Source organism: Algoriphagus sediminis, assembly GCF_030403435.1.
GTDB classification, from domain to species: Bacteria; Bacteroidota; Bacteroidia; order Cytophagales; family Cyclobacteriaceae; genus Algoriphagus; species Algoriphagus sediminis.
In genome coordinates this window covers 449,760-473,953 of the sequence record NZ_JAUEPH010000001.1, presented here as the reverse complement: position 1 = coordinate 473,953, position 24,194 = coordinate 449,760, and the positions used below count along the sequence as shown (strand labels likewise).

The 24,194-nt window shown below is 40.7% G+C and carries 18 protein-coding genes; 7 read left to right on the top strand and 11 right to left on the bottom strand.

Annotated features, from left to right (window positions below):
• Window positions 1-21: 21 nt before the first annotated feature.
• Window positions 22-2,349 carry a glucosamine-6-phosphate isomerase gene (locus tag QVH07_RS02065; protein WP_289998467.1) on the bottom strand — a complete coding sequence of 776 codons (2,328 nt, stop codon included), beginning with the start codon at window positions 2,347-2,349 and terminating at the stop codon, window positions 22-24.
• Between the two features lie 305 nt (window positions 2,350-2,654).
• Between QVH07_RS02065 and QVH07_RS02060 the strand changes: the two genes are divergently transcribed.
• From QVH07_RS02060 to QVH07_RS02050, 3 genes are all read left to right on the top strand, one after another.
• Window positions 2,655-3,149 (top strand): gluconokinase, encoded by a 495-nt coding sequence (locus QVH07_RS02060; protein ID WP_289998466.1) that lies wholly within the window; start codon window positions 2,655-2,657, stop codon window positions 3,147-3,149.
• A gap of 61 nt (window positions 3,150-3,210) precedes the next feature.
• Entirely contained in the window at window positions 3,211-4,578 is a 1,368-nt protein-coding gene (locus tag QVH07_RS02055; RefSeq protein WP_289998465.1) for an amidohydrolase family protein, read from the top strand.
• Complete coding sequence (locus tag QVH07_RS02050) at window positions 4,575-5,744, top strand: aldose epimerase family protein (RefSeq protein WP_289998464.1); 1,170 nt, start codon at window positions 4,575-4,577, stop codon at window positions 5,742-5,744. Before QVH07_RS02055 ends, QVH07_RS02050 begins: the two co-directional genes overlap by 4 nt.
• Before the next feature lie 27 nt (window positions 5,745-5,771).
• Here QVH07_RS02050 and purB read toward each other — a convergent pair whose 3' ends face one another.
• A complete protein-coding gene (gene purB / locus QVH07_RS02045) occupies window positions 5,772-7,115 on the bottom strand; it encodes an adenylosuccinate lyase (RefSeq protein WP_289998463.1) in 1,344 nt (447 codons plus the stop codon).
• A 218-nt stretch (window positions 7,116-7,333) separates the two neighbouring features.
• On the opposite strand from purB, the gene QVH07_RS02040 reads away from it, so the two are divergent.
• Window positions 7,334-8,428, top strand: coding sequence for a ferredoxin--NADP reductase (locus tag QVH07_RS02040; RefSeq protein WP_289998462.1), 1,095 nt, complete (start codon window positions 7,334-7,336; stop codon window positions 8,426-8,428).
• Window positions 8,403-8,921 (top strand): hypothetical protein, encoded by a 519-nt coding sequence (locus QVH07_RS02035; protein ID WP_289998461.1) that lies wholly within the window; start codon window positions 8,403-8,405, stop codon window positions 8,919-8,921. Before QVH07_RS02040 ends, QVH07_RS02035 begins: the two co-directional genes overlap by 26 nt.
• Window positions 8,922-8,977: 56 nt before the next feature.
• On the opposite strand, the gene QVH07_RS02030 is transcribed toward QVH07_RS02035, so the two are convergent.
• From QVH07_RS02030 to QVH07_RS01990, 9 genes are all read right to left on the bottom strand, one after another.
• Window positions 8,978-9,907: a DUF4097 family beta strand repeat-containing protein gene (locus QVH07_RS02030; RefSeq protein ID WP_289998460.1), complete on the bottom strand. Its 930-nt coding sequence runs from the start codon at window positions 9,905-9,907 to the stop codon at window positions 8,978-8,980.
• An 11-nt stretch (window positions 9,908-9,918) separates the two neighbouring features.
• Complete coding sequence (locus QVH07_RS02025) at window positions 9,919-10,764, bottom strand: outer membrane beta-barrel protein (RefSeq protein ID WP_289998459.1); 846 nt, start codon at window positions 10,762-10,764, stop codon at window positions 9,919-9,921.
• 46 nt (window positions 10,765-10,810) lie between these two features.
• A complete protein-coding gene (locus QVH07_RS02020; protein WP_289998458.1) occupies window positions 10,811-11,845 on the bottom strand; it encodes a hypothetical protein in 1,035 nt (344 codons plus the stop codon).
• Window positions 11,846-11,879: 34 nt separating this feature from the next.
• Entirely contained in the window at window positions 11,880-12,677 is a 798-nt protein-coding gene (locus QVH07_RS02015; RefSeq protein ID WP_289998457.1) for a hypothetical protein, read from the bottom strand.
• Window positions 12,670-13,242 carry an RNA polymerase sigma factor gene (locus QVH07_RS02010; RefSeq protein WP_289998456.1) on the bottom strand — a complete coding sequence of 191 codons (573 nt, stop codon included), beginning with the start codon at window positions 13,240-13,242 and terminating at the stop codon, window positions 12,670-12,672. Before QVH07_RS02010 ends, QVH07_RS02015 begins: the two co-directional genes overlap by 8 nt.
• A 148-nt stretch (window positions 13,243-13,390) precedes the next feature.
• A complete protein-coding gene (locus QVH07_RS02005; protein WP_289998455.1) occupies window positions 13,391-13,786 on the bottom strand; it encodes a carboxypeptidase regulatory-like domain-containing protein in 396 nt (131 codons plus the stop codon).
• A gap of 74 nt (window positions 13,787-13,860) precedes the next feature.
• Entirely contained in the window at window positions 13,861-15,261 is a 1,401-nt protein-coding gene (locus QVH07_RS02000; RefSeq protein WP_289998454.1) for an MBL fold metallo-hydrolase RNA specificity domain-containing protein, read from the bottom strand.
• A 74-nt stretch (window positions 15,262-15,335) separates the two neighbouring features.
• A complete protein-coding gene (locus tag QVH07_RS01995; protein WP_289998453.1) occupies window positions 15,336-17,327 on the bottom strand; it encodes a PspC domain-containing protein in 1,992 nt (663 codons plus the stop codon).
• Window positions 17,324-17,653, bottom strand: coding sequence for a PadR family transcriptional regulator (locus QVH07_RS01990; protein WP_289998452.1), 330 nt, complete (start codon window positions 17,651-17,653; stop codon window positions 17,324-17,326). Before QVH07_RS01990 ends, QVH07_RS01995 begins: the two co-directional genes overlap by 4 nt.
• 324 nt (window positions 17,654-17,977) lie before the next feature.
• Here QVH07_RS01990 and QVH07_RS01985 point away from each other — a divergent pair, with 324 nt between their 5' ends.
• Entirely contained in the window at window positions 17,978-19,120 is a 1,143-nt protein-coding gene (locus QVH07_RS01985; protein ID WP_289998451.1) for a putative type IX sorting system protein PorV2, read from the top strand.
• A 1-nt stretch (window position 19,121) separates the two neighbouring features.
• Window positions 19,122-24,134, top strand: a complete 5,013-nt coding sequence (gene porU2 / locus QVH07_RS01980) for a putative type IX secretion system sortase PorU2 (RefSeq protein WP_289998450.1) — start codon at window positions 19,122-19,124, stop codon at window positions 24,132-24,134.
• Window positions 24,135-24,194: the final 60 nt, after the last annotated feature.

Below are 24,194 nucleotides of genomic sequence, written 5' to 3'. Positions count from 1 at the left end.
GTTGGAATGATAAGTTCTTTTTTATAGCATTCCTTCGATAGATTTTTCCAATTCTCGAGCAGTGGCAAGGAATTCTTCCACATTCATATCTCGGAAGAAAATCAACCCATGACTTGCTCTTACATCGGCTCTATCGTGTAGATAAAAGAAGTTTTTGCCTAGCAAGAGTTGAACATTATTTAATTGTTCTACCCAAGTACGTTTTGCTACGGTGCTAAACTTTCCATTATGCGAATAACTCGGGAAAGAAGCATTCACCTGGCTTAGATAACAGTTAGCAAATGAATCTTCCATTACTGATAAATCACTCAGAGATACCGGAACGATCACGTTTGCTTCGTATGGCTGAAATTTAAACCATACGTTTCTGTAACCTATTATTCTTAACTCGCTCGTGTCATGCTCTTCTCCCCATTTTTTAACTGCTGCAGCTGTTGCTTGAAGGACTTTGTAATGGGTATCAGGACCAGAACCTTCAGGGTCTAGGGTGAGACTAATTTTTGTGGGTTTGATCTTTCTGAACATATCCACGATTGGTTCCACGTCTCGGTCCTTATCTGGCTGTTCGGTGAAAATATCTCCGGTGTAAAACCCGAGCCTTAAGTGGTGAACATTCTTGACCTGCACTCCAAAGTGGGCCCATACTAGTTCCTCTTCGAATTCCCTGATCATTCCTTTCAGCTTTTGGATTTTAGCAGGGTTCTTTTCCCCATCATAGCTATTTTTCAGAATACTGATCACATCATTGATCGTTTCACGAAGACGGGTTTTGTTTGGTATTTCGAATACAATCACCAAGGCACGAACCACTCTGTGGCAAAGTCCCCTTAAGCGCTCTTCAGGGTTTTCCGAAGCCACGTTGGTTAGATAGTGGTAGACATCTTTATCGGTTTTTAGAGAATATCCGATTTTGAAGAAGTCCTCATAATGCACCATTTGTATTTCTCCATTATCCAAAAGTTTTTTGGTGTGCTGAAGTGTATCAATTACAAATGTGTTTGTCACAGCTGTAAAGCCTGAGGTCAGAACAGAAAAGTGAGCCTCATTGCTGGGTTCATTTAGCTGTTTGGTAATATGTGGAAGTATACCGAGAGAAATGTCATCATGGTGTGGTCCGGTATGAAGTAAAACTTCATCTGTTTCTCGCTCCAGTCCTCTGGCGATCTTGGCATCAATACTAGCGATAACCTGATTTACGGTGTCTTCAGAGAGGTCAGGAATCATGCTGGTGTATTTATCAGCCTTTAATTCAGACAACTTTAATCTGTGACCATATTTTTGAAGCTTTTTACAAAGATCCATAACAGATCTTTCTGTTTTTTCCCAAGTCCACTCACCTTTTTCATAATAGGCGTCCACTGAGTCGGTTAATCTTACAGCGGCACCTTTGGTTAGATAGAATCGACCGTTTTTAAGTTTTTGCAGGACTGTAGCGGGATACACATTGTTCATCTCTGTCTCAAGAGAATCCTTTACAATTTGTGCCTTCGCCTCGCCAGCTGCGATGATTATTCCGACTGCATCTTTATTGTAAACAATGGTGTCCAATCCAATGGTAATCACCAATCGATTAGCCGAGACTTCAATTCCACCAAGGTCTCCAGCGGCTACAGCTTGAGTTTCAAAATTCGTTTCTGTCAGTCTGGTTACTGAATATAAATGAGAACCCCTGGTATTGAAGGCGATATGACCATCAGGTCCTATTCCACCTAGGAAGAAACCGATTCCACCGGCGTCACGGATTCTTTGCTCATATTCCCCGCACCATTGATCTATTTTATAAATGGATTCTTGCTGCAATGCTTCTAGAGGGGTCTTCGGCTCACGGAATCTTAGGGATAAATCAACTTTTAATTCTGGAAAAACTTCAGAATAAGACATGCCATTAGCTAATGGGATTTCATCCGAATTAATGAGGATTGCTTTTTCTTTAGATAGGCCAAATCCTTCAAGATAGAATTTGTTGACGTAATCATAGAAGCTGTTGGCTTGCTTCGAAGAAATAGGATAAAATTCGTCAATCTGGACAAAGGTTAAATCCTTTAGGACAGGCTTTGGGGTGTCTCCAAGTCCATACTTAGATCTGACCTCTTTTCCTTTTTTATTATCCCAGTTTGTTAATAAAAACTGAGTCCACTTAATGAAGAATTCTGGTGTTTTACCTGTAGGCAGTGAAATTACTCCATTTGGATTAGCAGCTACCCACTCCAGAAATCGGCATGCTGTAAGCAGCCCAAGCTTTGGGAAATTGTCAACCGTCAAGTAGGGTATGAGCGTTGAAATCTTATCAACACCTGATTCTTTTAGAAAAGCTTTTTCTACTTCTGAAAGTGGGTAATTAGCTAACATAGGTTTATAGATTTTGAGCTGCTGGATTAAGCCAAATAAAACTTCATTTTCTCAAAATTCTCATAAAGCCAAAAATTATCTTTTAAATGGCTTTAAGAGCAAATTATCTTTTGAATTAAGAATGTTTGACTACAATTTATATTTCTTTGTAAAATTAAAAAAAGTTTTTGAATAAAAGATACTTTTATAAAAAAATTAATAAAGTCTTAACATTTTGCCTTTTTACTTTAAAAAGTATGAGCTGGAAGATTCACTTATTTTTTGAGGTTGCATAGACCTCTTGGAATTTTTAGCATTTTTGGATTATGCTCATAATTGTTACTGGGGTATCCGGAACCGGCAAAACGACCATAGGTCATATGATTTCGTCTCATCTTGAAATACCTTTCTTCGATGCGGATGATTTTCATACCAAAGAGAATATAGCCAAAATGAGTAATGGGATTCCTTTGACAGACGAGGACCGAATTCCTTGGCTAGAAAGACTGGCTGATCAATTAGAATTTCACAAGGACAAAGGTGGTGCAGTTTTGGGCTGTTCTGCTTTGAAAGAGGCTTACAGAAAGGTCTTGGCAAAATCAAATGAAATTATCTGGATACATCTTATTGGCTCTGAAGATTTGATTTGGGAGCGAATGAAAAAAAGAAAGAATCATTACATGAAGGCATCCATGCTTTCCTCTCAATTTGAGATTTGGGAGAAACCCAGTGAAGGTATTTGTCTTTCGATTGATGAGAGTCCGGAGGCCATTTTCTCAAAGGCAATGGACTACATCCTTAACTGTGCTGAAATAAAGTAAACTACGGTTGCATAAATGCAATCAAAGGAAGAACTTATAGAAGTATAGACCCAGATATACTATGAAACGTATACTACTGCTTTTAGCATTTTTAGTTTTTTTGGTCTCACAGGGTTTCTCTCAGGACATTTTAGTGACCAATGCCCACATAGTCACCATGGATGGAGAAGAGGTTCTTGAGAATCACGCCATTTATGTAGAAAATGGACAAATAAAAAGAATCATACCACTGAATGCCCGGACCCCGAGGATGACGGCGGAAAGGGTGATCGACGCAAACGGAGCATATGTTTTTCCCGGATTGGCTGAATTTCACGCGCATCTTCCTGTAGCGAATGACGGAAGTACCCAGCTTCAAGAAGAATCTATGTGGCTGTATCTCGCAAATGGGGTACTTAGGATCAGGTCAATGCTCGGCCACCCAACTCACTTGGATCTCCGTAGAAGAGTGAACTCCGGTGTGATTGATGGTCCAAGAGTTTTTATTTCTGGCCCTAGCTTTAATGGAAACTCAGTGAGTAGCCCCTCACAGGCGGTGGAAATGGTCAATCAGCAAAAAGCAGATGGCTTTGACCACTTAAAGATTCATCCGGGTGTAAAACTGGATGAAATGATGGCCATTTCCAAAGCAGCCAAGGCAGCCGAAATTCCTTTTGGCGGACACGTTCCCTTGGAAGTAGGTCTGGAAAATGCCCTGGCGAGTGGCTATAAATCTGTGGAGCATATTGACGGATATCTGGAAGCCTTGCTTCCGGATGATGTAATAATCGATCCGACTACCTCAGGTCCTTTTAACTTGAAACTAGTCGGTATGGTCGAAATGGATAAACTCCCAGGTTTGATCGACCAAACTCTGGATGAGGGAACATATATCGCTCCCACACTTACCCTATTTGATCGGTATTTTGGCTACATCCCAGCGGATGAATTTAGTCAGGCTCCTGAAATGAAGTATTTGCCCGGTTCGCTTATATATCAATGGGTAACAAGTAAAAAGCAATTAGAGCGTTCTGGAGTACTATCGAAGGAAAATGTGGAGCCTTACCTTCAGTTTCGTGAAAAACTTTTTATGCAACTTCATCAATCAGGAGTACCTATGATTATGGCTTCGGATAGTCCGCAGGTTTTTAATGTGCCGGGCTTCTCCATCCATCATGAAATAAAATTGATGGCTGATGCAGGGATGTCGAATTATGAAATCCTTAAAACCGGCTCTATAGAACCGGCGAAGTATATGGGGAAAGAGGAAGAATGGGGGAAAATCAAAGAGGGTATGGCTGCTGATTTTGTCATGGTAGCTGAAAATCCTTTAGAAAACCTTAAAACTATGCAGGATCCTCTTTATGTAGTTATCCGGGGTAAAGTTTTCGACCGGGAAAGATTACAGTCCGAATTGAAGAAAATTGAAATAAACCACCAGCGAAAATGACCTCAAAGCATTTAAGACATTATTTATTCAGCAAAATCACAATAGGTCTATGTCTTTTTACATCAGTCAATTTACTCTCATGTGAAGAGGCGAAGGTGGAAATTCAAGAATTAGACGAACAAGAAAAAACACTTATGATTAAACAAGAAAAAGTAGCTGAACATAATGGCGAAGATGTCATGATTTATGTTCTAGAAAATCAGGACATGAAACTAGAACTGAGTAATTATGGTGGGCTTGTTTATAAAATTTGGGTGCCGGATAGAGAAGGAAATTTAGAAAACGTTGCTTTGACTATGGAAAATGTTGAAGACTTTTTATCTAAACCAAATCCATTTTTTGGAGCTACTGCCGGAAGAGTAGCGAATAGGATAGGAGGTGCCAGTTTTACTTTGGATGGAGAAACTTACACCCTTGCCAGAAACAACGGGCAAAATACTTTGCATGGCGGTCTTGAAGGTTTTAACAAAAAAGTCTGGTCCGGCGAAATTTATGAGCTCGAAAATGAAGTCGGCGTCAAAATGGTTTATGTCAGTCCAGATGGAGAGGAGGGTTTCCCGGGTGAATTAACTACAACCATGTATATGGGTCTTACCGAAAATAATGAATTGAGAATTCGCTTTGAAGCCACCACCGATAAGTCTACCATAGTAAATCTAACGAACCATACTTATTTCAATCTTGGGGGGATCCAAAGGGACGTGTTGGACCATTTATTCACTTTCCATGCGGACGCTTATACACCAGTAGATGATGAGTTGATACCGACGGGAGAAATTAAAGATGTCAATGGCACCGCCTTTGATTTCCGGGTTCCAAAGCTATTAGGTGATCAAATTAAAGCCAATGGAGAAGGTTTTGATCATAATATGATCATGAAATTAGAGCCTTCTTCAGAAATGGAGCATTTCGTGACGGTTCTTCATCCGGAATCAGGCAGAAAAATGGAAATGTACTCTGATAATGTTGGCGTGCAATTCTACACAGGCAACTTCATTAATGAGTTTGAAGGTGCAGGAGGCAAAATCTATGAAAAACATTGGGGCTTTTGCCTTGAATCACAAAACTGGCCTGACGCCATCAATCACGAGAATTTCCCCAGCCCTATTCTTCGGCCTGGTGAAAAATATACCCACGAGATTATTTACAGATTTAGTACAGAATAATAAAAGGGTTTTGCGAAGCCTCCCTTATTATAATCCGGTGTAATTAAATGGAGTGATCTTGCTTAACTCTTCTTTGATTTCATCGGAGACGTTCAATCCCTGAATAAAATTGCTAATGGACTCACTGGTGATTTTTTCATTGGTTCTGGTGAGATCCTTCAACGCTTCATATGGTTTTGGGTAACCCTCTCTGCGGAGAATGGTCTGGATGGCTTCAGCTACTACAGCCCAGTTTTCCTCCAAATCGAAATCAATGGCATCTTTATTCAACTCTAGCTTATTCAAGCCCTTTTTCAAAGACTCAAAAGAAATCTGCATGTGTGCCAAAGGAACTCCAATGACCCTAAGCACGGTGCTGTCGGTCAGGTCTCTTTGAAGTCTCGAAATAGGGAGTTTTGCTGACAAATGTTCCAGCAAGGCATTAGCAATCCCCAGGTTCCCTTCTGCGTTTTCGAAGTCGATAGGATTGACCTTATGGGGCATAGCACTGGAGCCTATTTCACCCGCTTTTATTTTTTGCTTAAAATAATTCATCGCCACGTATTGCCATACGTCCTTAGATAAGTCGAGGAGAATGGTGTTTAATCTTTTCAATGAATCAAAAACTGCAGCGAGATTGTCGTAATGTTCTATTTGGGTAGTTGGATAACTTCTGGTTAGACCCAAAAATTTATCCACGAAATTCTCCGCGAAGGAATTCCATTTTAATTCAGGGTAGGCTACCACATGGGCATTCATATTTCCAGTTGCTCCACCGAACTTAGCAGAGAATGGAATTTGGGAATAAAGCTCTAATTGCTTCTCAAGCCTGTTTACGAAAACTTCGATTTCTTTCCCAAGTCGGGTAGGAGAGGCAGGTTGTCCATGAGTTTTTGCCAACATCGACACTGCCGCCCATTCCTGAGCTCTTGCCTTCAATAGATTTAGAACCTCATTTAGATTTGGGATAATCACATTTTCCAAACCCTCTTTCAGCATCAAAGGAGTTGCTGTATTATTAATGTCCTGTGAAGTCAACCCAAAATGAATGAACTCCTTATACTTTTCAAGACCTAATTCATCAAACCTTTCCTTAATGAAATATTCCACTGCCTTTACATCGTGGTTGGTTACTTTTTCGGTCTCTTTGATTTTTTTCGCATCACCAAGTGAAAAATCCTTAGTGATTTGTCTCAGCTCTGGAAAAAAGCCAGAATCAAACTCTTTAAGCTGGGGAAGCCCAAATTCACAAAGAGCGATAAAGTATTCGATTTCTACATGCACCCGATATTTGATCAGTGCAAATTCAGAAAAATATGCTCTTAGCTCAGCAGTTTTTCCGGCATAGCGCCCATCTACTGAACTTACGGCTGTTAAGGCATTCAATTCCATGATGATAAAGTCTTATTGGTGAGGTCTGGTTTGAGGATCACAAAGTTAGATTTTCTTCCTTAAAATGAAGCCTCAACTCATGAAAAGGGTGAATTTTTGAAGCTTTGGCAAACCAGTTTCCAAAAAGAGGTGTTAACTGAAGGATTATCGCAAAAAAGGGTTTTATAAAATATGGAATCTTATTTTTGCCCAAATTTCAAAAGAGCTAAAAGACCGCAATGTTTAATCTATTCAAAAAGAAGAAACCAGAAAACAAGGCAAACACCCATTTGGGACTGAAAGTACGGGAGGTGGTTCGTGAGACTCCGGATACCGTCACCTTGTATTTTGAGCAGCCAGAACCCCATTTGGAGTACAAGCCAGGTCAGTTCTTAACCTTGATAATGGAGTTTGAAGGTAAAGAACAACGACGGTCTTATAGTTTATGCACCTCGCCATATGTGGATCCATTTCCAGGGATTTCGGTAAAAAAAGTGGATGGTGGACTTTTTTCAAATCATTTGAATGAGAAGGTTTTTCCTGGTAAAACAATTAATTCCCTTTTGCCTATGGGGAATTTTACTACGGACTTCCACTCTCAAAATAGGCGTCATTTGGTTATGGTAGCAGGTGGAAGTGGAATTACTCCGATTATGGGGATTTTAAAATCTACTTTAATTAATGAGCCTAAATCTAAAGTCACTCTACTCTACTGCAGTAGAAATGAGGAGCAAATAATTTTTAAAGAGGCTTTGGCTGAATTGGCCAAAAAAGAGTCGAATAGGCTAGAAGTGATCCACATATTGAGTCAGCCGGAACCAGGATGGAATGGAATCACCGGTAGGATTACCAAGGAGCTGATCAGAAGTGAGGTGGCAAAAGCCGAAGCTGATGAGACCTTTGAGAAAGAGTATTTTGTCTGTGGTCCGGAAGGAATCATGAATCAAACGACTGATGTTTTGGAAGATTTGGAAATTGAAAAATCCAGAATTCATCAGGAAAGCTTTTATTCATCAGCTGTAGAGGATGAAAAGGCGAGCGCCGTGGCTTCCGGAGGACTAACGAGGGAGGTCACAGTGATTTTGGAGGGAGAGGAAAATAAGGTTCAGGTTTCTCCAGACAGTACAATCCTAGAGGCGGGATTAGATCAGTTATTAGATATGCCTTACAGTTGCCAAAGTGGGCTATGCACTGCTTGTAGGGGAAGGCTTTTAAGTGGAGAAGTAAAGATGGTAGAAGATGCCGGCCTTAGCGATAAGGAAAAGTCACAAGGCTATATACTTTGTTGTGTTTCTAAGCCCTTGACAGATGATGTTAAGGTTACGATCGAATAAAGCTGTGGAGGTAAGTGATTTAAGAAAGCTTTATAAAAAAGTAGAAGTAAGGTTACTCATTATGCTAGGCATCACACTTCCTCTCTTTGGTGTGGTTTATCTATATTATAATTCAGGTAACCTCAACTGGGAACTTCCTGCACTTTCATCCAATGTGGAAATCGCATTAGTAGCCTTAGGGCTATTTCTTTTATTGGCTCAATTTTTCCTCTATAGAAAGCGTTTTAAAGCTGTGTTTGAGAGTAAAGATCTTCATCATAAAATGATTATTTACAGCGAGGCATCACTACAGCGTATTCATATCTTGACAGTTTCATGCTTGGTAGATGCTGTGGGGCTTTTGCTATTTAAAAATCCTCTTTTCGTAGTTTTTTTTGCAGTGACCTTGGTCTTTTTCTCACTGGCAAAGCCTAGCCCAGATCGAATTATCAGGACCATGAAGCTTGGTAAGGCTGAGGGAGATTTAATCCGACAAGCATCCCGGCCTGAATAAATATAAAAAAAGCGCTCATGATTGAGCGCTTTTTAACCTGTCCAGGTCGAACCTGATTAGTTTTCAATGACTATTCTTCCGGAAGAAATATTTCCTTCTATGGTCGAAGAAGCGCCATTATCGATTTTAAGGGTTTTACTGGTAGAAGTTCCCCCGACCGAAACTCTTCCCGATGATGCCCTTAGATTGTAATTGAAATCTTGGAGATTGGTGGGGGTAGTCACTCTAAATCCCCCTGAAGTTCCGCTGAAAGAAGTATCAGGACCGAGCCCCGCATTTTCAGCTCGGATATTTCCTGAGGTGAATTTTAGCTTACCGAGTTCACCAATATTTTCCAGCTTTGCATTACCTGAGGTAAGTTGAACACTAAGCTTTCCATCCACATTATTCGCAGAAAGACTACCACTGGTGGCTTTGTAATCTACAGATCCTCCGACATCCTCGATGTCAGCATTTCCACTAGTCACACCGGCAATCACGTCCCCACTTACACCACTTACCTTAAGATTTCCGGAAGTAGCTTTGATCGTAAGATCTCCTCCAATATCCATTGCAGTTACTTTTCCAGAACTGACGCTAAGCTTTGTATGATCACTACTTACTTTGGATACGGCTATTGTTCCAGAGCTATTTTTTACATCAATCTCGATTTCATTGGGTCCGGTGATATTTATGTATCCTTCATTTTTATTATTCCATGAGTAACTGTTACGCTCCCTTTTGTATTGAATTTTCAGGACATCACCGACGGTTACAAAGATAATGTCTTGATCATCATCACTAGATTTTAAGAAGGCTTCTACTTCTACGTCGCTACTAGATCCTCCTTCATAGTTTACATCTAGCCATCCTCCTTCAACTTCGATTCTTGAAATATTAGAGTAGTTTTTGGTCACGTCGACCAGGACGTCCTGGGCGAATGCACTGACTGCAATCATGGCCAATATTGCAGTAGCGAAAATTGATTTTGTGTAAGTTTTCATCATGTGTAGGTTGTTTAGTCTAAATCATTTGAGGTAATTCCAAAGCTAATCGCCTGAACCTGAGGTCCTAGATTTTCTTGGAATAGGTTGTTTAAGTCATAATTTATGTAAAAGTTGATGGATCCCACTCCTACTTCTCCTCGCACCCCATACCTAAAATCTTCTACATACATATTTGATTTCTCGTAGAGTTTCTGCTTGTTTCCATCATTATCATCGTAAACGAATTTTCCTCGCCCACCGATTCTATAGCCGGCATAAGCACCTACACCCAGTCTTAATTTTTGATTACTGGTTTTAATGGTAGGGACCATAGTGATATTCACAAAAGAGGCTGAGATTTTGGATTTTGTGCCAATGCCATCTCCGTCAAATTCTTGAAACTCTAACCCATCCGGGGTTTTAACAGTGATGGTGTTTTTGTCTTCAAATTTGAAGTTGTACCAGGATACTCCTGCTGTAGTTTTGATTTCAAAGTTTCTCCCAAATGATTGCGTTCCAATTAAGTTCAATGCAAAATTCCAGGATCCCCATGGTTTTACCTGCGGAGCTTCACTGTCTTGTGGCCAGATATTGATGCCCAGGTCTGTAGCTATTCCGCCTCTGAAACTATTTCTGTTTCTGGATTTGATTTTAACCTCATTTCCGTCTCCCTCCTCAAAATCGAGAACCCATTTCCCATCTTCCGTCTGAGTGTAGGACCAGGTGTCCCCAAAAACCTTGATCACCTTATCTTTTGTGTAGATCACTGTATCAGGTTCAGAAGGTTTCTTTGGATTTTTGGGTTTCTCTGGTTCTGTTTGTGCCAAAGCACTTACAGAAATCAATAGAAGCATACAAAGCGATAGAAAAGTCTTCATAATTCAAAAATTAAGGGGAAGAAAGACCTTCCCCATTTGGTTTAGTTTACAAAACGATTCCGAATGTAATAGCCTGCAATTCCGGACCTTTATCATCCTGGAAAAGTGTGTTCAAATCATAGGTGGTAAAGAAGGTAAGGCTTCTGAACCCGATCTCGCCTCTCACTCCATATCTGAAGTTATTCAGGAAAAGCCCGGTAGATTCCTTATCCTTTTTACGACCGGATCCGCCGATTTCTCTGTACACAAACTTGGACTGACCTCCTAATCTGTAACCTGCGTATCCTCCCGCAGCTATTCGAAGACCTCTGTTGCCATTGTCATTCATTCTACCAAAGTCCAACTCAAGCATAGTCTGAGCCATTAAATAGGATGCGGAAATTTTACTTTTGAATCCATCTACATCGGTTCGCTGAACAAATTCTATCATGTCCTCTCCTCTTACTGCTTGGAAGTCCCTGTTCTCAAACTTGAAGTTGTAGAAATTGAATCCTAATCCGAAGTCCCAATAGAACCCTTTGGAGATTCTCTGTGAGGCCATCCAATTCAAGCCCACATTCCAGCTTCCCCATCCTTTCACAGCGTATGGGTTATCTGAGGTTGGGAAACTTCCACTAGGATCCAGGTAGTTGTTTACTCCGAGATCCAGGTCAAAATAGGTTCGGAAGGGTGGGTCAGATTTCTTTTTGAGGCCGGATTCGACTTTGACTTTAGTATTAACCCCGGAATCATCTACAAAGACTCTCATTCCCCCGATGTATACTTCGGTGTTCATTCCATCTTCGCTCACTCGAACCACTTCCTTCGTATTTCCATCCTTATCCCGGATTTCTACGATGGTTAAGTCTCCTGTTTCTTCATTCTCAGCGAGATCTAGCTCTCGAATGATTTCATTGATATTCATTGACTTGAGCTTTTCAAAATCCTCTTTGTTGTCAACGATGATGACTACTTTTCCGGATTTTCCGAATTCTACGATCACTGAATCTGAGGATATCTTGTGATCAGAGGATGGCAGGGTTCCTGCAAATCCTACTTGAACTAGCGCCATCAGGCAAAACAATAGCAAGTACTTTTTCATGATAGTGTGTTTTAATTAGTTGGTGGTTTATGTTTTATGGTTTTTCTGTCTCTTTGTCCTTTTTGCTGATTAGGTTATTGAAGAAATCATTCTTCTTTTCCTGGAGCTCACCAAAGCCCTGGCCAGCCTTTCCAAGAAGTCCTTCAACCTGATTTACCCTTTTCCCTATACCAGCGATCAAATTATTATTTGGAGTGTCTTTAATTCCATCAGAAATAATGGTCAGCTTGTAGCCTGTATTTTCATTAGGAGAAGTTGCTTCAGGATCATCTTCAGTTTCTATTTCAGTTAACTCAAGAGGGACTTCAGCGATTAATGGCCTACTTACGTCAAGAGTCATCACTTCAATTTCCTCCTTAATTTCAGGTGTAACTTCAATCTCCTCCTTGGTTTTTTCTTCCTCCTTTTTAGGAGTGTTCACCGCTACAAACTCCATTGGTTTATTTACCACTTCATTCTTTTGGATTTCTTCGGGAAGGGGCTTGTTTTCAGAGTCCTGAGTTTTTGGTGCCTCTTCGAAAGTTTCCGAATTGCTTACCTGGTTATCCTGAGTTTCAGTCACTGGGTTTTTAATTATTTCTTCTACTGAAGGTTTGCTTTGCTCTGCGACAAAATCTCCAGTTTCAGTTTGATCTGAAGTCTGGAATATGAAGTAGCTGACTCCGAGCAATAGAACCGCTGCTGCCGCTGCCCACCAGTAAGTCTTGGGCTCTTTTTTCTTTTTTGGCAATTGGTTCTCCAGTCTTTCCCAGGCCAATTGACTAGGCTTGATTTCGTGTTGGTTAAGCTTCTCTTCGAAAAGCTTGTCCAAATTATTAGGTGCGTTAGCCATTGATTTTCCTTTCTTTTATTTGTTGGGCGATAATCTGATTTTTTAACACATTTCGAGCCCGGTTGAGTTGGGACTTCGAGGTGCTTTCCGTTATTCCTAATAGCTCTCCAATTTCCTTGTGAGAGTAACCTTCTATCGCATAGAGGTTAAAAACGGTCCGATATCCAACGGGCAAGCTTTGGACTAAGGTCATGAGCTCTTCCGCTTCCAGGTGGTTGGTTTCATAGTGATGATTATCTGGAAAAGATGAATCCTGCTCCACATTCACTTCCATCATTAAGTGTTTACTACTTCTTAATTTCATCAAAGCTTGTGTTACCATAATTCTTTTCATCCATCCTTCGAAACTTCCCTTAGCCTGGTACTGAGGTAGTTTGTCGAAAATCTTCATAAAACCTTCGATCATCACATCTTCAGCATGCTCTCTGTCCTTGAGGTATCGTAGACAGATTGCCAGAAATTTTCCGGAGTAGGACTCATACAAATGTCTCTGAGCGAGTCGATCCCCTTTCAGACACCCCTGAATGAGTCCAGCTTCTTCCGAAAAATCTGTGTTGTTAAACATGTTGGTTGGCTTTCAATTAGGTAGATGTCAGCTTCGCCAAATAGGTTGCTCAGTTATTGTAAAAAATTTGGTTTTTTTTCTAAAAAAGTTATAACACATTGAAAATCAATAGATAAAATTTATTAATTCAATGAGGGTTTTTCTAGAATCAGTAGGCTGCTTTGTAATCTACCAGAATTTCCAATTCAGTCCATTCGCCCTTGGAAATATAAACTGGCTGGATGTTTCCCTCCGTATCAAATCGGTTGGCAAATAAGCCTTCTTCTTCCTTTGTAAAAAAAGAATATGCACCTGGCTCAAGTTTTAGGGAGAAGTTTCCATTCTCATCCGTGGTCACTTCCTTAATTGGGTCAGTTGCCAGAGATTTGAAAAGTCCATCCACCAATTGAGCATCTTCAAGTTTTGTCAAAGGATAAATGATTATAGTTCGCTGTATGGCTTGCTTTCCCTTTCTGACCTGGCTTCCATCCTCTGAAATGGTTGGCATCTGGTTACCTTCCAGCCAGAAGACTTGACCCCTGACTCCTTCACTTTCTGATTTCATAACGTTGCAAGATTGAAAGTTCAGGGAAAGGATCATTAGGACTAATAGTCCATTTTTATATAAGGTTTTGTTACTCATATATTTTCAAAGAGCATAAATGATTCCAAGTAATTTGGAACGACAGTATTCCACCCCAATTCATTTTTAAGCTTTTCTGCTAAAACCTCAGCACCTTTTTCTTCTCCATGAACAACGAATGCGAGTTTAGGCTTTTCTGTGAATTCTTCAGCCCAGTCCATTAGTTCCTCCTGGTCGGCATGAGCGGAGAGTCCTTGAATTTGATAGATTTTTGCTTTTACTTCTAACTCCTGACCAAAAATGTTGATGTAAGGCTCTCCATCCACTAACCTCCTCCCTCTGGTTCCCTCAGCCTGAAAGCCCACGAAAATTACCGCGTTTTTATCTGACCCTAGTCGGTTGTGAAGATGATGCAAAATTCGACCACCAGTAGCCATGCCACTGGCAGAGACGATGATAGCCCCACTTTGATATTGATTTAATTTTCTGGATTCTTCAGCCCTGCGGGTGAAGTGTAGATTTCTATGCTGAAAAGGATGCTGATCGCGTTCATTTATCACAGCAATTAGTTGGTGGTCCTGATGAAACTGCTCATAAACTTCCGTGGCATTAATGGCCATAGGAGAATCCAGAAATATGGGTGCTTCTGGAATTTGCCCTGTTTTCATTAATTGATACAGATAGTAGAGGAGTAGTTGTGTTCGTCCCACAGAAAAAGCGGGGATAATGACCACCCCGCCATCCTCAAATGTCCGGTTGATATGACTGGCTAGCTCCTTTTGGGGTTTCACAGAAGGTGAAACCCTGTCTCCATATGTTGATTCAATCCAAATGATGTCTGCTTTTGGAATAACCGTAGGAGGATAAAGAATCGGATCTTTATACCTGCCCAGATCACCACTGAAGACCAAAGTCTTGGTTTGAGTATCTCCCTTAATTACTATTTTAACCGAAGCAGCTCCAAGAATATGGCCTGCAAAATAAAAAGTCACTTCAATACGAGAATCGATTTCAAAACTCTGATTGAAAGGTTTTCCCACAAAAAGCGGAAATACCTTCTCGGCATCTTTTATAGTATACAGGGGTTCTGGATTCTTATGCCTAGAATATCCTTTCTTTCTGGCATATTCCGCTTCTTCCTCCTGTAACTTGGCAGAATCTAAAAGAAGGATTTTGGCTAATTCAATGGTAGACTCTGTCGCATAAATAGGACCTGAGAACCCTTGTTTCACCAGTCTTGGTAAATACCCGATGTGATCAAGGTGAGCATGAGTGAGTACCACTGCCTCCATTTCAGGCAATGGCATTGGAAACTTCTCCCAATTTCTTTCCCGAAGTTGACGTCTACCCTGAAATAGCCCACAATCTACTAGGAATTCAAAATCTCCAATGTCAATTAAATACTTAGAGCCAGTTACAGATTTTGCTCCTCCCAGAAATTTTGCCGTAATGTTCATTTGTAATTCTTTTCAGAATATACAAAAAAAGGGCATCCATGTGATGCCCTTTTTTTAGTTGGTGGTATTAAGTATTAATTGTCCTTTGAATTATCCGATTCGATGATCACGTCTCCATCTACTTTGACGCCAGTACTGTCTATTTCTATGGTTACTGAGGTTCCGTCTTCGCCTGAAATATCAATGGTCGCGTCAGATTCCGCTTCGGCTTCGGCTTCCTCCTCTTCCTCAATTTCACACGTAATACAAATCAATCCATCTTCATTAAACTCCCACACATTTCTATAGCTCACGTCTGAAGTTCTATATCCATTTCGATAAATAGTATTTCTTATGATATCAAGAATCGAGCGTTCCATGATAAAAGGCTGGCCATAGGGTATCTCAAGAATTAAGTCCAGACTCTGGTCTCGGAACACATCAAGTGAGGTAATATCAAAGCCCTCTTCAAATGTAATCACCGAATCCATAAGGTTGTATTGGTAATCCATCAATTTGGCATTATCCATGGCTTCAGCTTTGGTTCGACCCCTTGAGAAGAATTCCTTCTTCAGGGTCACCGTACTATCCGCCGTGCCTACGATTCTAAGTCCTACTCCATTAAATGTAGCCTCGTCTCCTATTTCATTCATTTTGAGAATCAAAGTTCCTTTACTAACTGGAATTGTTTCCTCGGTTTTGTAATAATTTTCAGATTTGAATTGAGCGACTATGCGTGGGATTTGGAATGCGCATATTCCTATGCAAAGTAACCATAACCCAAGCGCTACGAGAGCAAACCTACTTCCTATGATGTTCTTCTTAGAAAGCACGCTTATGCCGAGCAAAATGATGATTATCCCAGGGATGATCAGTAAGAATGATGCTCCAACCACCAACCAGATAGGAACTAGGTTAGAGAAGAGTTCTAATGGGAAATTATCAATTAAGGCCTGATAATCGGGACTTTGAAGAACTCCGAAATAAACGGCTAGCGAAAGAAGAGGAGCAATGGTAATGCTCAAACCAATCATAAAGACAATTAGTCCGAAAATCACTCTGAATACATTCAGGATAAATATTCCTAATGGGCCCAAAGCCTCTCCTAAGGCATCGATGACCTGACCTATTACTCGGAAAGGGGTCAGTAGAATTTCTTTAATTCTGGAAGTCTCCTTCGGCTGGGTAGGGTTGAGGTTTTCCTTTAGAGTTGTGTCAATATTATCTAAAGTTATTTCTCCTCCTTTCATTTTGATCCTTTCGGTGATAGAGGCGGCTACCGGTGTGATAATCCACAGAATTAGATAAATCAAGAATCCAGATCCTCCTGCGATGGTGAGAAGCACAAAAGCCAACCGAATGTAAATTACATCCACACCAAAATAAGCGGCCATCCCAGAAGATACCCCACCTAGAACTCTGTCATCAGGGTTTCGATAGAGCTTCTTGATATTCTTGTCCTCGTCTATTTCATAAGAAACTGGAAGAATAATCCAAAGCACGATGTATGCGATTATTGCAAGAAACCCCAGTCCTAAAGTGAATCTGAAATCATCAAATGGGAAAATATCGAATCGATTAAAGTTGAAATTCAAGTTTCCGCTAAACAGCAAAAGGATAGCGATTAACCTTGTCCAAAGAGGATCGATCGCAAAGTATTTTGCGAAGCCAGCGCACACACCACCTAGGATTTTTTTGTTTTCCAGACGGACTAGCTTCTTATAACCTCTTTTTTCCTCGTCTGGTGGAGCTACATATTTATAGTAGTCTTCACTTTTTGACTTTCCTGTGGACTCATCCTTTTCTTCGGTGATACTTTCTTCCCCAACTGAGAAATCCTCGATAGTACCCATCTTTTCGATGAGTTTATCGACATTTTCAGCGGTGATGACCTGCTTGTTGTTTTTGAGGTTGCTAAGGAAAATTTCCGCAATACGGTTTTCTATATCAGAGATGATCTCCTGATTATCCTTATAAGACGAAAAATGCTTGTTTATCGCTTCCAGGTATTTCCGGAGCGTATCATATCCGTCTTCCTCTATGTGGAAAAGTATCCCGCTAATATTTATGCTTATCGTCTTTTTCATTTCTTTGAGGTGATTTGTGTGGTAGACTGCACTAATGATTTCCAGGTCTCTGCAAGAGTATCCAGAAACTTCTTTCCTTCTTCGGTGATGGAATAATACTTCCGTGGTGGTCCCGATTCCGATTCTACCCATCTATACTCCACGAGCTCTGAAGATTTTAATCTGTTGAGAAGAGGGTATAAAGTACCTTCAACCACTATCATTTCGGATGCCGTGAGTTCATCAATCAAATCTGAGGTATAAACCTCGCCACGTGAAATGATGTACAGCACACAAAACTCCAAGAGGCCCTTGCGCATTTGAACTTGTGTATTCGCTACGTTCATGTTTGACTAATTTTTCAATTTTAGAGCAAAACTATCCTTGCTCATTACTTTTCAAGAAAAATGATACCATGTTTTTTACACGCTACCTTGTAATACCTAATTCTAGGTATAAGTCAGAACTTTGTGAGCTCTAATTGAGATAAAAACCCTCTCTATCTTGATTTTAATGGGGGGTAGGGTAGGACTTCCATTAATTTCAATTTTTTTCAAATTGATTTTGAAGACTTTCAGCCAAATCAAAAAATGTTAAATACTGGACATTATTATGTACGTTCGCGAACACCAAGTCTTTACTTTTTACAATAAAATTCAATAGGCTTTTTAATGGATGAGAATTTAGTTTATTTTCGATTAGTGATTGGGAGTAAATTTTATAGGATACTTATCCTCCTTTTATTAGGCTGCATTCAATTATGCCTTGGACAGACCATTGCTCCCAAATATTCCAATGAATTTCTGAATATTGGGGTGGGTGCGAGAGCACTTTCCATGGGAGGTGCTCAGGTTTCAGCCGTTCGGGATGTCACAGCTTCTTACTGGAATCCAGCGGCCCTCACAGCTATACAACATAAATATGAGTTTAGCCTGATGCACTCCGAGTACTTCGGTGGGGTAGCACAGTACGATTATCTCAGCTTTTCTACTCCGATTAAATCAGAGAGCCAGGTGGCAGTTTCCCTGATCCGTTTTGGGGTCGATGATATACCAGACACCAGATTTCTTTATGATGCCAATGGAGCCTTGAATTACAATAATATCCAGTTCTTTAATGCAGCTGATTATGCTTTGCTCCTTAGTTATGCTTTGGATATTAATGAAAAATTCAAGGTAGGTGCTAACGCAAAGGTGGTTCACCGGAACGTAGGGAAATTTGCAAAGGCATGGGGCTTTGGGCTTGACTTGGGTGCCATCTATACAAAGCAAAGGCTCACACTTGGGCTGATGCTGCGAGATATTACCACCACTTTCAATGCTTGGTCACATAATGCAGAACTTGTAAGGGATGTTTTTTCCCAAACCAACAATGAGATTCCAGTGAATAACCTGGAGTTGACTTTGCCTCGGGCTATTCCCAGCTTGACATATCAATGGAGTTTGGGCGAGCAATTTTCTTTACTGACTGCTTTGGATTTGGAGGTCACCTTTGATGGAAATAGGAATACTCTGGTTAGTACCTCCGTATTTAGCATGGATCCGCGAGTGGGATTAGAATTGGGTTATCAAAACCTCGCCTTTCTCAGGGCTGGTGTGAGTACCTTTCAGTATATCAAGGATTTTCAAGGAAATGAATCCCTAAATTTTCAGCCAAGTGCAGGGGTGGGGGTTTTGATCAGTAATAGATTTCAAGTGGATTATGCCCTAAGTGATATAGGTAATGTATCTGAGACACCTTATTCTCATGTTTTCAGCGTTCGGGTGAGCTTGGAAAAACTAGAGAATGATTTTAAGAAATTTGCAGCCTGGTGAAATGAAGAAGTCATTACTTATACTTACTCTTATTTTTCTGCAGATTCATTTCTCCTCTGCGCAGGAAAACGCATGGATAAATTACGGGCAGACTTATTATAAAATTCAGACGGGTAAGGATGGAGTTCATAGGATAGGTTATGAAGTTTTGGAGCAAGCAGGTCTTAACCTAAATGGTCTGGATCCAAGAAGCCTTCAGCTTTTTTATCGTGGTGAAGAGGTAGCAGTTTTTGTTTCCGGTGAAAATGATGGGTCATTTGATGAGCAAGACTTTATCGAATTTTACGGAAAAAGAAATGATGCGACCTTAGATTTTGATCTGTATAAAACTGACGAAATTCCAAATCCCTATTTTAATACGCATACAGATACCAGCGCTTATTTCCTGACTTTGATCCCGGATGGATCAGGTCGTAGGATGACTATCAGAAATGCCCCAAGTCCAAACCTTCCCAATATTTTCAGTTATGAGACAGAGGTACTGAGGATTTTCTCGGATCAATATTCACTTGGTATTGGATATAATTTTGGTTTCCGGCTCTCTTCTTATGATCTGGGCCAAGGCTGGATGAGTGGTTTGATTCGAAAGGGTCAAAGCTTTGAATTGAATTTCAATGAATTAGGTGCTGTGGCAAATAATCCAGCCAGATTGGATCTAGGCTTGGTGGGCCGATCCGGAAATTCACATAATGTAAGGATCTCAGTTGGGCCTAATTCAAACAGTCAGAGGGTGATATCGACTGAAATTTTTTCAGGATTTGAATTTCCACAAGTTCAATTTGAGGTGTTACCAAGTGATTTTGATCAGGATGGGAATCTGGTTATTCTTATTCAGCCGAATGGGCCTGACGATGTGGATAATATATCAGTTTCCTATGCAAAACTCACCTATTCCAAAGGAATTACATCGGGAGATTTCGAAAGTGAATTACTTGTCACAGATCAAGGTTCGTCCAAGATAAACTTTACGGGGCTTCAAGAAAATTATGTAGCTCTTGACCTAGCTGATGAAAATAATCCAATTCGTTTGAATGCCTTTGAGGAAGGGGACGCAATGTCCTTCGCTACTGAGACTAATCAAGCGTTGGGAAGGATATGGGTTGAAAACCAAAACAGTGTGACTGAAATCCAGCAGGCAGAACAGGTCATATTTAGGGATCTTCTTGGGATTCAAGCTGATTATATTTTAGTAGGAAATCGGGAATTAGAAAAGGCCTCATCACTTTTCTCCAATCCTATCCAGGCCTATGCTGAGCACCGATCCTCTGAAGCAGGAGGAGCTTTCAAGGTTCTTTCTGTCCGAGTAGAAGAATTATATGATCAGTTTGCTTATGGAGAAAGATCATCCATTGGTATTTTCAATTTTCTAGAAAATTATTATCCAATTCATCGACCTACCCACATGCTACTGGCTGGAAGGTCTATGGCGATTTATTCTACACAGCGTAGTGGAGGTATAACCTATTTTTATAGAAACAATCCATCCGTTTTTCCATTTCAGGACTTGATCCCTGTAGGAGGTTACCCTTTTTCTGATAATTCTTATGTATTGGGTCTGGACCCTGAAAACCCACTGGTTCCTGCCATGGCTGTGGGAAGAATTCCAGCAAGGAATTCAGAAGAACTTGCGGGCTATTTGGAAAAGGCAATTGAAAAAGATCAGGTTGGAATTTCGGCTCCTTGGCAAAAAGAAATCACACATCTAAGTGGGGGCATTTCAGAGTTTGAGCTTGCTCGTTACTTTAATTTCTTAAACGGATTTGGATCTATTGCACAAGGTCCATTTTTAGGAGGGAATATCACTACTTACCGAAAGCGGTCGAATTCAGTTATTGAAGTGATCGATGTAACAGGAGATTTAAATGAGGGCAGATCTTTGGTTACCTTCTTTGGTCATGGCTCACCTACTATTATCGATATAGATATTGGTTTTGTCTCAGATCCTACTTTAGGTTATGATAATCGCGGAAAATATCCCGTGATGCTGTTTAATGGATGTGATTATGGTAGTGCCTTTGCTAATAGCTATACTCAGGGGGAAGACTGGGTAATGACGCCAAGAAAAGGAGCTTCAAATATCATGGCAAATTCGTCCATCGGGGTGGATGTAATTCTACGGCGGTATTCTGATCAGTTTTATCAAAAGGCTTTCGCGGATAGCTCCTTGATTTATAGAACAGTTGGCGAGGTGAAAATGGAGGCTGAAACATCTTTCATAGAGACCTTCGGAACTTCGCCACTGACCTATTCTCACATGGAGCAAATGGTGATGCTCGGTGATCCAGGAGCCAGAATGTTCCCCGCAGAAAAAGCTGATTATGCTATCCTTGAGGAAGAAGTGGAAATTAGCGGTTTTGACGGTGAGACTGTGAACTCACTGTCCGACAGTATTAATTTCACTTTTGTGGCTCGAAATCTGGGTAGGGTGGATATGGATTCTTTGGATTTCCGAGTGAGAAGAACTTTGCCCGACGGGCAAATCCTAACTTATGATCCAGTTGAAATAGCCTTTATTCCTCGAGCGGATACCTTGCAGTTTTCCCTTCCGAATCAGGGTTTTATTTCCGCAGGAGAGAATACTTTCACGGTTGAGATCAATAGCCAAAGGAGTGTGGATGAGCTTACCTTCGCTAATAACTCCGTGACCATTTCGGAATTCATTCCACTGAGTGGTTCGCTTAATATTTCACCTACTGATTTTGGGATTTCACCTAATACTGAGGTGACTTTAGTGTCCCAGGTTCCAGGGAAATCTACTTCGGAAAGAACTATAATCATTCAGCTGGATAGTGTTTCGGACTTTAGCTCTTCGTTCAGGAAAGAAATAAGAGTTTCCACGAAGGATCTGGCGGAGTGGGATTTGAACCTGGAAAATCAGAGGGATAGCGTCACCTATTACTGGCGATCTAAATTTCAGGAGATTCGAGAGGGAGAAGCTGATGTATGGACGAATTCAAGTTTTTCAGTAATTAAAGATTCGCCGCGAGGTTGGACGCAAAGAGATGCTGCCCAACTAGATTTAAACCAATTGGAGAATTTGAAGATTTCCATCAAAGATGGAGATTGGAGTTATTTGGATCAGGAACTGGGAATTGAAGTGTTTACTTTTGGCAGTGGTGTGGATACGCTTGGTTTTCAAAACACCCAATTCTTTTTAGATGAGGTTCCCCAGATCCTTGACAACGTGAATAATGCCAATAGTCGGCTTTGTCCAAATGGATCCCTGGGATTGGTTGCTTTTCAGCAAAAAACACTTTTCCCATACCTTGGTATTCCTATTCCGGGCTTTGATATCCTTGATGCAAGAGCTTGTGGACGTGTCCCTCAAATTATCCAGAGTATTCGAAATGGCTGGATTACTGACCCGGCAAATACGATTCTCCAGGATTATGTGAGAGGCATAACTGAAGGAGATTACGTAGTAATTTTTTCTGTGGGAGATGTCAATTTCGGGGATTGGCCGGATAGAGCTTTTCAAAGTCTGAGAGAGTTTGGAGCTAATGAAGCCACCCTTCGAAATCTGAAAAATGGTGATCCTTATATTCTTTATGGAAGAAAAGGGATGAGCCCCGGAGAGGCGATAGAGATCGTTGGAAATCCTGACTTCGAGGTTCCGGTAAATGAGCAGGTACTTTCATTCGAAACCGATTTAACCGGGTACTTCACCGATGGATGGATTTTGACTCCGAGGATTGGTCCCGCCAGAAATTGGGAGAGATTTTTCCAAAATGTCAATGCAAGAGAATGGATAGATGAAGAAAATACAACCCAGTTCGAGATTTTTGGAGTGAAGGACAATGGAGTGGAAGATCGCCTAAGAATGGGCTTTTTTGAAGAGCAGATTGATCTTTCTGATATTTCCGCCGAGTCATATCCGTACTTGAGATTACAATATCTCATGAATGACCCTGAGTCCACCGCGCCATCTCAGCTGGATCGCTGGCAGGTCAATTACGAAGGAGTTCCCGAAGGAGTTTTGACCGTGAATGCAGACAGAGATAGATTGGAGCTCAGAGAAGGAGAGGAGGCAAGTCTGGAGTTTACTTTCAGTAATGTTTCTTCTCAGGATTTTCTGGATAGTATCCAGGTCGATTATGTTTTGGAGAACGTAAACTCAGGACAAGAAAAACAGACTAGCATTAAAATCCCTGCTCTTAAAGCAGGAGAGAGGCACACCTTTAGAATTGATTTTAACTCCGTGGAGAATGTGGGAGCAAATACTCTTGAAGTTTTCGCTAACCCTAGGATTCAAAGAGAACAGACCTTTAGAAATAATCAGATTGACATGGGTGAATATTTCTTTGTAGAAGGAGATAATACCTCTTCTATTCTTGACGTGAATTTTGATGGAATTTACATCATGGATGGAGATTTGGTTTCACCAAATGTGCTGATAACGGCCGCATTAAAAAATGATGAAAGCCTCCTTTTTAAGACTGACACGGTGGGGATGGAGCTTTTCATCAGGGAGAATTGTGAAGGATGTAATTTCAACCGTATTAATTTCTCAAACCCAAATTTGTCTTGGACGCCGGCTAGCGAGGATAATGACTTCAAAGTTTCCTTTTTGCCAGGACCCCTTGCTGATGGTGAATATACCCTGAGGGTAGTCAATGAGGATTCTAGTGAGCCATACGAGATAACTTTCGAAGTGGTAAACGAATCGCAGATTACCAATTTTTACCCATACCCTAACCCATTTAGTACAAGCGTTCGGTTTGTCTTCACCCTGACAGGCTCAGAGATTCCTGATGAAATCAAAATCCAAATTATGACCATTACGGGAAGAGTGGTAAGAGAAATTTTACAGGATGAATTGGGCCCGATAAGAATTGGAAATAATATCACGGATTTTGCCTGGGACGGCAAAGATGAATTCGGTGATCAGCTAGCGAATGGAGTTTATATTTATAGGGTTTTGGTCAGGAAAAACGGACAATTCTTTGAGCATAGACCCACCGCAGGAGACCGAGGGTTTAGTAAGGGCTATGGAAAAATGTACTTACTCAGATAACCACCAATCATTCCTTTATGGCAAATTGAAATTAACCATCATTTTTATCATCTTTATGCG